Here is a 12,329-nt window from a genome sequence, read left to right as displayed (position 1 = left end):
ATTGGATATCACAAAGATGAGCGTAAAGCTTTTGAAGATTTTCTATATCTGAATACCCGTTTCATCAAAGGATCTCAAGAAAAAGATAAATATGGCTTCTTAGAAAGAGAACACGGTACCTATTTCTTTAAACTAAATGTAAAGATTGGTCTAACGAAGAGGTAATAAGTGCATAATCTCGTTGTGAGGCAGTATTCAATTTATAAATTCTAAAAACTTCAGCACTGCTTCTCTGAGAGTGATAGTTAAGAAAGAAAAGAAAAACCCGTCCCCGAGTCGTCTTTAAAAGGCGGTTGGGGACGGGTTTTTTTATAGCTTTTATTTATTTACTTGATTTTCTGGTTTACCCTCCATGAAAGCTTTTACATTATTAATTAAAATTTTCATGAGTCTTGTTCTTGCTGCGAAACTAGCCCAAGCAATATGAGGAGTTATATAGCAGTTTTCTACACCTAAAAGAGGATTGTCTGCCTTAGGAGGTTCTTGAGACATCACGTCTATACCTGCAGCATAAATGGTCTTGTTTTTAAGAGCTTCAGCCAGATCAGCCTCATTAATAAGTGGTCCACGACTTGTGTTGATAATGATTGAAGTAGGCTGCATAAGCTCTAATCTTCTCTTGTCAACCATATTGCGGGTATCATCTGTTAGCGGACAATGTAGCGTTACAATATCTGCTTGTTCAAATAATTCATCTAGCTCTACTTTTTGTATTTCGTGTGGAAGCTGTAATTGGGTTTTAGAAGTGTATGCTATAACTTTCATACCAAATCCAAAAGCAATACGAGCTACTGCCTGACCAATGCTACCTAATCCTATAATACCGATGGTTCTACCGTGTAACTCTAACAAAGGAGAATCCCAGAAGCAGAAGTCTGCATTTTTACTCCATCTGCCTTGATGCACTTCATCCGAATGTTTTTGTACATGTAGAGTGATGTTTAGAATATGAGCAAATACCATTTGAGCTACAGAGTTTGTGCTGTATGAAGGGATGTTTGTTACAACAATACCTTTTTCTTTTGCAGCTTCTGTATCTATGATATTATAGCCTGTAGCCATGACACCAATATATTTTAAGTTGGGTAATGCCTCAATTGTCTCTCTCTTAAATGGGACTTTATTTGTGAGAACGATATTTGCGTCTTTACATCTTTCTAATACTTGATCTCTACTAGTTCTATCATACAAGGTACAATCACCAAGTTGTTCTAATCCATCCCATTCTAAATCGCCTGGGTTGGCTGCGTAACCATCTAAAATTACAATTTTCATAACTAAGTTAGTTTTATAAGGTTATTACTTCGAATACTTGTCACCCCAAAGTTTGTTCAATAAATCACTATGTCTTTTTTCAGCACTATTATTTTGAGGATGCCAAATACGTTTATTCTTTATTTCATCGGGTAGGTAGGTCTGTTTTACAAAGTTGTTTTCATAGCTGTGTGCATATTTGTAGTCTTCACCATACCCTAATTCTTTCATTAGTTTTGTTGGAGCATTGCGCAAGTGTAGAGGCACTGGAAGATTTCCCGATTCTCTAACTACTGCTATTGCATCGTTTATTGCAGCATACGCCGAATTACTTTTCGGACTTGTAGCTAAGTATATAGTGGCTTGTGCTAAAGGTATTCTTCCTTCGGGCCACCCAATCTTTTGAACTGCATCAAAGCAGCTATTAGCCATAAGTAAGGCGTTTGGATTTGCCAATCCAATGTCTTCTGAGGCAGATATAACCAATCTTCGAGCAATAAACTTGGGATCTTCGCCTCCTTCAACCATTCGGGCCAACCAATAAATAGCTCCATCAGGGTCACTACCTCTTATCGATTTAATAAATGCAGATATGATATCATAGTGTAACTCTCCACCCTTATCATAAGCTAATGGATTTTGCTGTAAGGAGTTTGTTACTAAATCATCTGTTATTACTATGGGTTCAATATTGCTGGAGGTAGCAATTAGTTCTAAAATATTGAGTAGTTTTCTTGCATCACCTCCTGAATAACGGAGCATAGCATCTGTTTCTTTTAACTCAATCTTCTTTTCTTTTAGAATGAAATCTGTTTCAATCGCTCTATGTAGAAGTTGGATTAAATCTTCTTTACCCAGAGATTTTAACACATAAAGTTGACTACGAGAAAGTAATGGTCGTATTACTTCAAAAGAAGGGTTCTCGGTTGTAGCACCGATAAGAGTTACTACACCTTGCTCCACTGCGCCTAATAATGAATCTTGTTGGGATTTACTAAATCTATGAATTTCATCAATAAATAGGATAGGGCTTGCTTGGTTGAAAAAGCGGTTACTTTTTGCCTTTTGAATAATTTCTCGTACATCTTTTACTCCAGAAGTTACAGCACTTAGTGTGTAAAAAGGAACATCTAATTGGTGCGAAATTATTTTTGCTAATGTTGTTTTACCCACCCCTGGAGGTCCCCACAATATAAATGATGAAATTCTACCCCCTTCTATCATTTTACGAAGAGGTGCATTGGGTCCAACTAAGTGTTGCTGCCCTATATAATTGTCTAAACTGGTTGGTCTTAATCTTTCTGCTAATGGTTGCATATATTCTAAAATCCCATATTGACCATAACCCTTATTCCATGCTTACTTGCTCCTGGATTGTCTAAGTAGGTTAATCGTCTTACGTATTCAACTTGTAGAAATTTAAAGATATTATAAATTCCTATACTAGCCTCGACATATGGTGTTTTTTTATCCATTACAAAAGCTGATTGCTCTCCATTTCTTGTAGGAAACAAGAATAAATCGGGGTTCTTGCTAAGGAAAGGATTGTTTTTATCTGTAAGATGTCCATACATCGCTTTAACCTTAAATATTTCTCTCCACTTTAACTTATTGAAGAGTGGTATTCTGTTGAAGAGTTTTCCATTCATATCATAAATAACAGATAAAGAGGCATATCTGTCGTTTAAAAACTCCATGTTCCTCATTAAATTAAATGTCTCATCATTCTGAGCAATATAAGATAAGTTAGCCGAAGGAACAATTAATAGAGGGAATGGTACTGTATTCCATTGTGCCCCTGCTTTAAAGGTTAAATCGAGCTTACCCCATGAGGATAGCCAGAAGCGATTCCAAATGCTAACCTCTGTAATGTTTGATTTGTAATCACTCTGCATAACTCCCTTAAAGCCCGTAGTATGAGCCAGAGTGAAGATGGGAGCATTTTTATTGACTGGTTTTCTTCTTTGTTTTGTATTAATGTAGCTTTCACCTGGAGAGAAACGGAGTTTAAAGCCTAACTCACTTGTTGCAATGTCTCTTACAAAGTCTTTGCCTTCATTATTTCGTCTGAATTCTAATAATCCAGTAGGCTTTTCATTTTTTCTCTTTGCGAATAAATTAACAGACAATCCCCCATAAGTTTCGTACTTATATGTAAATGTACCCTCCCTTATATACGACATTAAATCTACGGGAAAAGCTTTCATAGAGACAAAGACGTTATCCTTATCCGTATCCAAAAATTTATCCATAGGCGATTCCACTTCACTGCGATAGGCAAAACTTATGTTGTGCATAGGGAATTCCCATGGGAAATTTTCAGCTTTCAAGAAGGAGTAAGTAATTTCTCCAGAGTATTTCCATCTCTTATCTCTAAAGCCATAAGCTCCATATCCACTCAAGAAAAGATGAGGGTTGAGGTGAGCTGTGGTTGTACCTCCAAAGCGAAGGCGTGTTCCATCTACATAGTTCCCAGATACAAAGGTATTGATAGGACCAAGGTCTATTTTACTAGGGTTTCCCTTTTTTGTGGTTTCTACATAATTTTCAAAAAGGATCTTAGTTGCAAAAAGAATGTATTTAAAGGCTGGAGCTTGTGCTAACCTTTCCATAAAGTCATCCATTGATCCTTCAGTTTCAGTTAATGGAACTTGTCGTACCTCTGCCCAATATTCGGGATCTTTGTTGTATGCATTTCGTTCTTTTATAACCAATGCTTTTGGCTTGAATTGTTTGTCTGGAATTTCATTGAAACTATAGTCGTTGTATTTGGTTGTTCTTTCTATTTGAACACCTTGAATAAAGTCTACCAATGATAAATCGACAGTCATAATATCATTTTTTAGAACCCAACTGCCATTGTCTAGCTTCACAAACTCTTGTTCAATATCCATATTGTTAACCCAGTTTACTCCAGTTTGTTTGGGTAGATTCATTCTACATCTTCTAACGGCATAAGAAGAGTCGTTGAGGATATAGATATGACCTGTAAACCCAAAGTCTTGAACGTTCTGGGGTACAAAGGATAAGTGAATACAGCTGTCGTTGTCTATACGAACTGTATCCATAATATAAAATTTATAGAATGATATTGCATTAGTACCAATGGGACTCACAAAGCGTCTGTGTAAAAGTTCTAGATTGTTTTCATAGATGTTTACATCTGCAAACACATCAGCAAGAACTTTACCAAGCATATCGCCAGTAGAGAAAAACTCTTCTATACCCGTAGATGTTTCTCCTTTAATATAAGTTTTTTGACTTTTAGGTGATTTTCGATAAACAACTTGTGAGGCTGTTTCTTGTATAGATACGGGCAAGATATATCCACCTGTTACTTCCGATTTCTCTAGTTGGTCTTTTTGAAAGTTTAGTCCTTTATATATACCTTTTCCAAGCTTCTCTTCGGTTAAGTCATTGAGAGAAGTTTTCATCTTTTGGTACTTGTTGTATTGGTAGAAATCGTTTTCTTCTAGTTTAAATTCTTTCTTGTTATCAATAACCTTACGCATCAGATCAACAGCTGGGTTGTTTTTCCTTTTGTAGCGCTCTCTCTTGGGTTTGATAACTACCTCATCAAGTAAAACTTTGTCAGAAGACATTTTTACATTTACGTTCCTCGTTTTAGAATCTATTTTGATTACTTGAGTTTTGTAGCCTATGGCAGAAAATGTTATTTCGGTCTTTCCTGTTCGATATGGAATGCTGAATTTACCATCAAAATTAGTCCTAGTACCTATTGTTGTACCCTCGTAATAAACAGATATATAGCCTAATGGCTCTTTTGTTTCAGCATCAGAAACTATGCCGTTTATTTGTTGTGCTTTTAAAGAAAAGCTGATGACTAAGAATGTTAAGAACAAGATTGTTCTTTCTATAGTCTTTATATTGTAGTTCATTAATATCGTAATTGTTGTTTACAAAGCTATCAAATTAATGTTTAAAAACTCAAAAACAGAATAGGGTTTTCTTTAATTAATACTCATTAACCATATAACAAGTAGTTTATACACTAATTTAGAATTTGAGTTATAAAAGATGGCTTCACTTTTTATCGCTGTTTAAAAAACAAATAATCGTGAACTATGTTCGTGAAGTATTGTTTATATAATTGAAATCTATGACTAAAATAGATAAATTTTAAAACTTTAAAAACAGAATTGATATGACTACTAAATTTAAAGGTGAACCAGTAAATCTAATTGGTGAGTTTGTAAAAGTAGGCTCTAAGGCTCCAAACTTTGAGCTTGTAAAATCAGATTTATCCTCTTTGTCGCTTGACTCTCTTAAAGGTAAAAAGGTTCTATTAAATATTTTCCCTAGCTTAGATACTGCTGTTTGTGCTACCTCTGTACGTAAGTTCAACGAGAAAGCTGCTAGTTTAGATAATACAGTTGTTCTAGCTATTTCTAAAGATCTTCCATTTGCTCAGTCTCGTTTCTGTACAACAGAAGGTATCAAGAATGTTATTCCATTGTCAGACTTTAGATATTCAAAGTTTGAAGAATCTTATGGCCTTCGTATGGCTAATGGTCCTTTGGCTGGCCTTTTAGCTCGTGCGGTAGTGGTTATCGGTGAAGATGGTGTTGTGAAATATACAGAGTTGGTTCCCGAAATTACACAAGAACCAGATTATGATAAAGCATTAGCTTCTCTTTAAATAACTTATTATAAGAAAATTAGATACAAAAAAGCAGGTGACAGACCTATATTATTTGTCACCTGCTTTTTTTATGCTTTCTATATTTATTTCTTTTTCTTTAGTGCATGGTAAATAAAGAAGCCCACAACGAACACTCCAATAGCTATAAATACATATCCTATTTCGGAACTATACATTGTTATTTTTTCTAGAAGCTGCTCTTCTGTTTCAATGCCTGGAACTGTCGATAAATAATAACCGATAGCGGCTAATATACCATTCCATAATCCTGCACCTAGAGTAGTGTATAGTAGGAATGTGGAGAGCTTCATGCGAGCTAATCCGGCAGGTATCGAAATGAGTTGTCGAACAGCAGGGATTAGTCTTCCTATGAAGGTTGACATGGCTCCATGTTTGTCAAAATAGACTTCTGCGTTTTGAACTTTTTCTTCATTGATGAGGCACATATGTCCAAATCTGCTATTGGCAAACTTGTATATGATGGGGCGTCCTAAAAATTTTGCTAAATAATAATTGATAAGAGCTCCAATATTTGCTCCTATTGTAGCGAAAATAACAACTAGAAAAATATTTAGCTCATTACTTACTGCTGCTTTATAGGCGGCAGGAGGTACTACTACTTCTGATGGGAATGGTAAAAATGAGCTTTCTATAGCCATCAATAGTGTTATTGTCCAATAGTTTAGGTGTTCTAAGCACCATTGTATAAAAGCAACTGACTCCATAAATAAATAGTATTATTCTTTTAATTTAGCAAAATGTCTTAATAGAATTTTTACCAACTGGTGCTCTTCGTTTTTACTAAGTAGATCACAAATCTCTTTTAAGTTATCACGGTGAAAGCTAATTCCTGCTTTTGATTGCCAATATAAGATGTCTTCATTGTTTCTCTCTAATAGGGCAAGGCATCCATGTTTTAAGTATTGCACAAAGCTGTTGTCGTTTTGCGTTTGAATCATATCTAGAGTGCGATGAGCTAACTCATGGTCACCTATCAAAAAATAGACATTTGCTAGTTTACTGAGTTGTTTTTCTGTTTTTGCCTTTTGTTCGGCTTGTATTAGCAAATCTGAACCTGTAGCGTAATCTTCTCTGTCAAAAGCATCAAAAGCTTTTTCTATGATAGTACAAACTTCATCTTCTACTATTGGAGTGTTTTCACTCTCATTCAATTGAAAATAAAGATTTTGTAAGCTATCAGCAAACTTATTTTGATTTTTGTTGTTACTGTTATTAGTACAATTTGTTAATGGGATATTTGAGCCTTGTTCTGTAATAAGTTTTAAAAAATTATTGGGCTCATTTTCGTTTATTATCCCTTCTTCCTCTGGGTTTTCTAGTCCATCTTCTTTGTGCAGATTCGCATAAGACTGGCTAAGTAGTAAATTAACTAAATCTTTATCTAAGCAGTCCCTATCTAATGCTTCTTGAAACATAGAAATAGCTTGCTGATATAGATTAACTTGTTGAAAGCACTGCCCCTTTAAAATATAAAAGGCACTGAAGTTTTCATCCGTAACTAATCCAAAATCACAAGCTTCTAAACATTTATTATATTCAGATAATTCAAAGAGGGCTCTTGCTAACCCCCACCAGTAAGTATTACAATAAGGATCGGAATCCAGTAATAGGTTATAATTTATAACCGCATTCTGATTTTGGTCTGTTGCCAGAAAATAATCTGCACACGCCAGAATGTATTCTTCGTCCTCATTAAATTCTTTTTTTCCTAGATCGAGCCATTTTTTTACTTCGTCGTAGATTTTATATTCCATGTAGAGATATACTACATCTAAAATAGCATCTATATCTTCTTTTTCTTCAATTAAATCGAGAATCTCTTTGGCTTTTTGTTTCTTATTTTGATTGAGCGCTATATCGGCTCTCACCATAAGAACATAATAGTCTGTTTGATCTGGAATTTGTTTGATTACTTCATCAGCAAACTCTACTTTGTTTTGCTCTAGATACAGATATGCTTCTTCTAGTAAAATCTTCGAACTATGAGGATGTATGTTTATGCCGTCTTTTACTGCTTGTTCTGCTTCATTAAAGAGCTTTAAGCCGGTATAGTAACTGACGATTTCTGCATACTCTTCAGAGTCTAAGTAAAGGCTCTCATCCTTAGCTTTTGAGTCTTCATAATAAGCTAAGGATGGAGGAATCTGTTGGTCGCTCCCTTGAGTAAAGCCTTTTCTATTCATAGAAATATCTTATTTCTTTTTACTTATTTTGCCCCAGGTGTCTTTAAGTCCAACAGTGCGATTGAACACAAGTTTCTCTTTAGTAGAGTCTTTGTCGGGTGTGAAATAACCTATACGTTGGAACTGAAGATAACTTCCTGGTTCAAAGTTTGTAAGGTATTTTTCAACATAGCAATTGTTGAGTACGGTTAAAGAATCAGGGTTCATTAGTTCTCTAAAATCTTTATCTTGTTCTGCTGCTGGATTTTCAACAGAGAATAAACGGTCGTACAGACGTACTTCTGCAGGAAGACAATGTGCACTGCTAAGCCAATGTAATGTTCCTTTCACTTTGCGACTTGCACCTGGCATACCGCTAAGTGTATCAGCATCATAAGTACAATATACCTCAGTTATTTTTCCGTCTTCATCTTTTTTGCAACCTGTACATTCTACAATGTATGCGTTTTTCAGACGAACTTCTTTTCCAGGAGTCATACGGAAGTATTTCTTAGGAGCATCTTCCATAAAGTCATTACGTTCTATCCATAGTTCACGACTAAATTCGATCGTATGTGTTGGAGAATTTGGATCTTCTGGATTGTCGATGCATTCTAGTTCTTCCACTTTTCCCTCAGGATAGTTAGTAATGATTAATTTTACTGGATCCAATACAGCTGAAACACGAGTAGCACGTTTATTTAAGTCTTCTCTAACTGCAGATTCTAGAAGTGAGAAGTCATTAAGTGCTTCGTACTTAGTATATCCAATCATGTTTAAGAAGTTCTTGATGGCCTCGGGTGAATAACCTCTTCTTCTGTAACCACAAATTGTAGGCATACGAGGGTCATCCCATCCGTGAACTAAGTCTTCTTTTACAAGGGTAAGTAGTTTACGTTTGCTCATTACATTATAGGTAAGATTCAAACGGTTAAACTCCATTTGTCTTGGTCTGTAATCACCACCAGCACTTAAAGTAGTGTCTTTCAGTTCGTCAATGAAATAATCATAAAGAGGGCGGTGTACTTCAAACTCTAATGTACAAAGAGAGTGAGTTACTCCTTCAAAATAGTCACTTTGTCCGTGAGCAAAGTCATACATTGGGTATGCTTTCCATTGGTCACCTGTGCGGTGATGATGGTGCTTGATAACACGATATATAATAGGATCACGGAAGTGCATATTTGAATTTGCCATATCTATTTTTGCACGAAGAACCATAGCACCTTCTTCTACCTCTCCACTATTCATTTTGTTGAAAAGCTCTAAGCTTTCTTCAATAGGGCGATTGCGGAATGGACTCTCTGTTCCTGGGGTAGTAGGTGTACCTTTTTGTGCAGCAATTTGTTCTGCAGATTGTTCATCAATATAAGCTTTACCTTGCTTAATGAGCATAATGGCAAAATCCCATAACTGTTGGAAATAGTCTGAAGCATAATAGATATTGTCCCAATGAAAACCTAACCACTCGATGTCTTCTTTTATAGAATCTACGTATTCTACATCTTCTTTGACTGGGTTGGTATCATCAAAACGTAAGTTACATACTCCATTGTATTTTTCAGCCATACTAAAATCTATATTGATAGCTTTAGCATGTCCTATATGTAGGTAACCATTCGGTTCTGGAGGGAAGCGAGTTTGAACTCGTCCATCATTCTTTCCTTCCTTTAAATCATTAACGATAGCTTGCTCAATAAAATTGAGGCTCTTCTTTTCTGTTGCTTCAGTATTATTTTTATCAGTCATGATGTTATAATTATCTCAATTGTATGCAAAAATACTATATTTTTTCCTTTTACAGCTAAAAGAGCAAAGATAAGGTTATTGATTTAATAATTCCTAAGAATTGAATGCTTTATATAGAGGTAGAATGCTTTATTCCCTATGAAATAGAGTCGTGTTCTGCCTAGACTGATTGAGTAGAGTGTAGCAAAGAGATATAAATGGTGCATTAGTGATGGATTTCAGTGCTAGGGTTTGAATCTTGAAATTTGTGTCAAAATGAAAGTCTAAAACTTATTTTAAACCGTGTTTTAGACAAAATTGATAGTAAAGGGTTAAAAAAGTGAGATTAAAAGCACTTTTTTGTACTTAAAAAACAAATAGTTAAGAATTTGTATTATATTTGTTACGCAATAGCGCTTAAGATGATAAGTAGAAGTCTTGGTTCAGAGCTTATTTTGAATGGATTCGCTAAAACATGTTGTATGACATACTAATATGTTTGAACCTTCTTCATTAACCGCTTATCTTTGCAAGCGTTATCCTAAAACAATCTTTTTTACCTTAAAAGAACTAATACCTATTGAAAACTGAAAAATGGGGCTTTGTGAAAAGCCCCATTTTTTAAAAGCATCAATTCCTATTTGATGTCTTTTATAAGATTTATTATAATCTGTGCACCTCTGCATATTAAAAGAATAATTTCCTTTTCTGTCGCCTCTCATTATCCCTTTATGATACGAATATTCCTTTGAATTATTTTATTTAAAATAAGACTACTCTTTTTTTCTGAAATAGCGTTGTGGTCTGGCTTTTGTAATAAATAAGAGAATATTTTGACTGAGTCATGCATCTATCATGACACCGACATGATGATACGATGACACCGACATGTTATCCCTTTGTCTAAGGGATAGTGAATCTGCTATCTTATCTTTTTGGAGTGATAATAATAGGATGAGATGTATAAGATATATTATAAGACAGCGCATTTATTAATATTCAGAATAGAATGTGACTCTAGACTTATCTTCAATCTACTCCTTTTTTCTTATATTTGTTACAATTATAACCGTACCTAATTATATAGAATATAATGGGGAATTAATTTATGAATATTATGTTTTCAGGAATTGTAGAAGAAACTGCTAAAGTGGTTGATATCGTAAAAGAAAAGGAGAATGTTCATTTTACATTAACTTGCTCTTTTGTGAATGAGTTAAAAATAGATCAGAGTATTTCTCACAATGGTGTTTGTCTGACAGTTGTTGATTTAAAAGATGATACTTATACTGTTACTGCAATGCGTGAAACATTGGATCGCTCCAATCTTGGTCTTCTTAAAGTAGGAGATAAAGTAAATGTTGAACGTAGTATGATGATGAATGGACGTTTAGATGGTCATATCGTACAAGGTCACGTAGATCAAACTGCTGTTTGTACAGATATTAGAGATAATGAAGGTAGCTGGTATTTTACTTTCAAATACAAATTTGACCCCGAAATGGCTAAACGTGGCTATTTTACAGTTGATAAAGGTTCGGCTACCGTAAATGGCGTAAGTTTGACAGTGTGTGAGCCTACAGAAGATTCGTTTACAGTGGCTATTATCCCTTACACATACGAATACACAAATTTTCATGCGATAGGAGTGGGTGATGTTGTTAATATAGAGTTTGATATTATTGGCAAATACATTAGTCGCCTGCAAGAACTTACTGCCTAATTTTTCTCCTTATATATAAGTAGTAACAAAAAAGAGTTATGTCATGGATTTTTTAGAACTAGTCCAATCTCGGCAAAGTGATCGTAAATTTGATGCGAGTAAACCTATTGAAGCCGAAAAGCTAGATTATATTCTACAGGCAGCTCATCTTTCACCTTCAGCTTGCAATGCTCAACCTTGGAAGATCATTGTGGTTAGTGATGCCGACTTATGTGAGCAAGTAGGGAAGGCGGCAGCTGGACTAGGAATGAATTCTTTTGCAAAGAATGCTCCCTTACATTTATTAATAGTAGAAGAGTCTGCAAATATAACATCCTTATTGGGTAGCAAAATTAAAGGAAAATATTATCCACTTATGGATATAGGAATATTAGCGTCCCATATTTCATTAGCTGCCGAGTATTTAGGATTGGGTTCTTGTATTATGGGATGGTTTGACGAGAATAAAATAAAAGACTTACTTTCTATTCCATCCAAAAAAAGAGTTTTACTTGATATTGCAATCGGATATTCTTTAGCAGAGAAGAAAAAAAAGAAAAGAAAACCTATAGAATCCATTATTTCGCACAACAAATATTAAAACAAGAATTAATAGAGTAGCAAGCCCGAACATATTGTAGTTCGGGCTTGTTCTTTATATGTACATTTAATACAATATTGTCATTAAAATGTAATAAGATCGTAAAATCCACTTCGTCAGTAAATAGGGGTAATAACTGCCAAAACCACCTAAAAATAGGCATTTAATGACCCAATATCTGTTATTTGTTAGATTTCA

General features: G+C 34.8%; 10 protein-coding genes. 4 read left to right on the top strand and 6 right to left on the bottom strand.

The window, feature by feature from the left end; genetic code table 11:
* On the top strand, positions 1-165 hold a 165-nt coding region (locus K8V80_RS01875), incomplete at its 5' end, for an HpaII family restriction endonuclease (protein WP_276775053.1).
* 153 nt (positions 166-318) lie between these two features.
* Here the strand turns inward: K8V80_RS01875 and K8V80_RS01870 are convergent.
* Genes K8V80_RS01870 through K8V80_RS01860 form a run of 3 tightly spaced genes read right to left on the bottom strand, consistent with a single transcriptional unit; the run spans position 319 to position 5,153 of the window.
* Positions 319-1,275: a D-2-hydroxyacid dehydrogenase gene (locus K8V80_RS01870; protein ID WP_276775050.1), complete on the bottom strand. Its 957-nt coding sequence runs from the start codon at positions 1,273-1,275 to the stop codon at positions 319-321.
* 24 nt (positions 1,276-1,299) lie between these two features.
* On the bottom strand, positions 1,300-2,571 hold the full coding sequence (locus K8V80_RS01865) for a replication-associated recombination protein A (protein WP_006744507.1): 1,272 nt from the start codon (positions 2,569-2,571) through the stop codon (positions 1,300-1,302).
* Between the two features lie 5 nt (positions 2,572-2,576).
* Positions 2,577-5,153: a DUF5686 and carboxypeptidase-like regulatory domain-containing protein gene (locus K8V80_RS01860; protein WP_276775047.1), complete on the bottom strand. Its 2,577-nt coding sequence runs from the start codon at positions 5,151-5,153 to the stop codon at positions 2,577-2,579.
* Positions 5,154-5,419: 266 nt separating this feature from the next.
* Here K8V80_RS01860 and tpx point away from each other — a divergent pair, with 266 nt between their 5' ends.
* The gene (tpx, locus tag K8V80_RS01855) at positions 5,420-5,914 is read left to right on the top strand and encodes a thiol peroxidase (protein WP_006744509.1); all 495 of its coding nucleotides are present in this window, start codon (positions 5,420-5,422) and stop codon (positions 5,912-5,914) included.
* A gap of 86 nt (positions 5,915-6,000) precedes the next feature.
* On the opposite strand, the gene K8V80_RS01850 is transcribed toward tpx, so the two are convergent.
* The 3 genes from K8V80_RS01850 to K8V80_RS01840 are packed head-to-tail and all read right to left on the bottom strand — an operon-like array spanning position 6,001 to position 9,849.
* A complete protein-coding gene (locus tag K8V80_RS01850) occupies positions 6,001-6,642 on the bottom strand; it encodes a DedA family protein (RefSeq protein ID WP_276775045.1) in 642 nt (213 codons plus the stop codon).
* A 12-nt stretch (positions 6,643-6,654) separates the two neighbouring features.
* Positions 6,655-8,121 carry a tetratricopeptide repeat protein gene (locus tag K8V80_RS01845; RefSeq protein WP_276775043.1) on the bottom strand — a complete coding sequence of 489 codons (1,467 nt, stop codon included), beginning with the start codon at positions 8,119-8,121 and terminating at the stop codon, positions 6,655-6,657.
* 9 nt (positions 8,122-8,130) lie between these two features.
* The gene (locus K8V80_RS01840; RefSeq protein ID WP_006744512.1) at positions 8,131-9,849 is read right to left on the bottom strand and encodes a glutamine--tRNA ligase/YqeY domain fusion protein; all 1,719 of its coding nucleotides are present in this window, start codon (positions 9,847-9,849) and stop codon (positions 8,131-8,133) included.
* Between the two features lie 1,096 nt (positions 9,850-10,945).
* Here K8V80_RS01840 and K8V80_RS01835 point away from each other — a divergent pair.
* Both K8V80_RS01835 and K8V80_RS01830 read left to right on the top strand, forming a co-directional pair.
* Positions 10,946-11,551, top strand: coding sequence for a riboflavin synthase (locus K8V80_RS01835; RefSeq protein WP_276775051.1), 606 nt, complete (start codon positions 10,946-10,948; stop codon positions 11,549-11,551).
* 43 nt (positions 11,552-11,594) lie between these two features.
* Complete coding sequence (locus K8V80_RS01830) at positions 11,595-12,131, top strand: nitroreductase family protein (RefSeq protein WP_276775040.1); 537 nt, start codon at positions 11,595-11,597, stop codon at positions 12,129-12,131.
* The last annotated feature ends 198 nt before the right edge of the window (positions 12,132-12,329 follow it).

Origin of the sequence: Bacteroides coprosuis (assembly GCF_020741705.1) — a bacterium.
Taxonomy (GTDB): domain Bacteria; phylum Bacteroidota; class Bacteroidia; order Bacteroidales; family Bacteroidaceae; genus Bacteroides_E; species Bacteroides_E coprosuis.
The sequence above is the reverse complement of the archived record's forward strand: the minus strand, read 5'-3'. Positions and strand labels throughout refer to the sequence as shown.

What these genes read in the sequence shown, in the direction of transcription:
- K8V80_RS01865 (WP_006744507.1), bottom strand. Translation starts at nt 2,571, where the DNA reads ATGCAACCATTAGCAGAAAGATTAAGACCAACCAGTTTAGACAATTAT.
- K8V80_RS01845 (WP_276775043.1), bottom strand. Translation starts at nt 8,121, where the DNA reads ATGAATAGAAAAGGCTTTACTCAAGGGAGCGACCAACAGATTCCTCCA.
- tpx (WP_006744509.1), top strand. Translation starts at nt 5,420, where the DNA reads ATGACTACTAAATTTAAAGGTGAACCAGTAAATCTAATTGGTGAGTTT.
- K8V80_RS01830 (WP_276775040.1), top strand. Translation starts at nt 11,595, where the DNA reads ATGGATTTTTTAGAACTAGTCCAATCTCGGCAAAGTGATCGTAAATTT.
- K8V80_RS01840 (WP_006744512.1), bottom strand. Translation starts at nt 9,849, where the DNA reads ATGACTGATAAAAATAATACTGAAGCAACAGAAAAGAAGAGCCTCAAT.
- K8V80_RS01835 (WP_276775051.1), top strand. Translation starts at nt 10,946, where the DNA reads ATGTTTTCAGGAATTGTAGAAGAAACTGCTAAAGTGGTTGATATCGTA.
- K8V80_RS01860 (WP_276775047.1), bottom strand. Translation starts at nt 5,153, where the DNA reads ATGAACTACAATATAAAGACTATAGAAAGAACAATCTTGTTCTTAACA.
- K8V80_RS01850 (WP_276775045.1), bottom strand. Translation starts at nt 6,642, where the DNA reads ATGGAGTCAGTTGCTTTTATACAATGGTGCTTAGAACACCTAAACTAT.
- K8V80_RS01870 (WP_276775050.1), bottom strand. Translation starts at nt 1,275, where the DNA reads ATGAAAATTGTAATTTTAGATGGTTACGCAGCCAACCCAGGCGATTTA.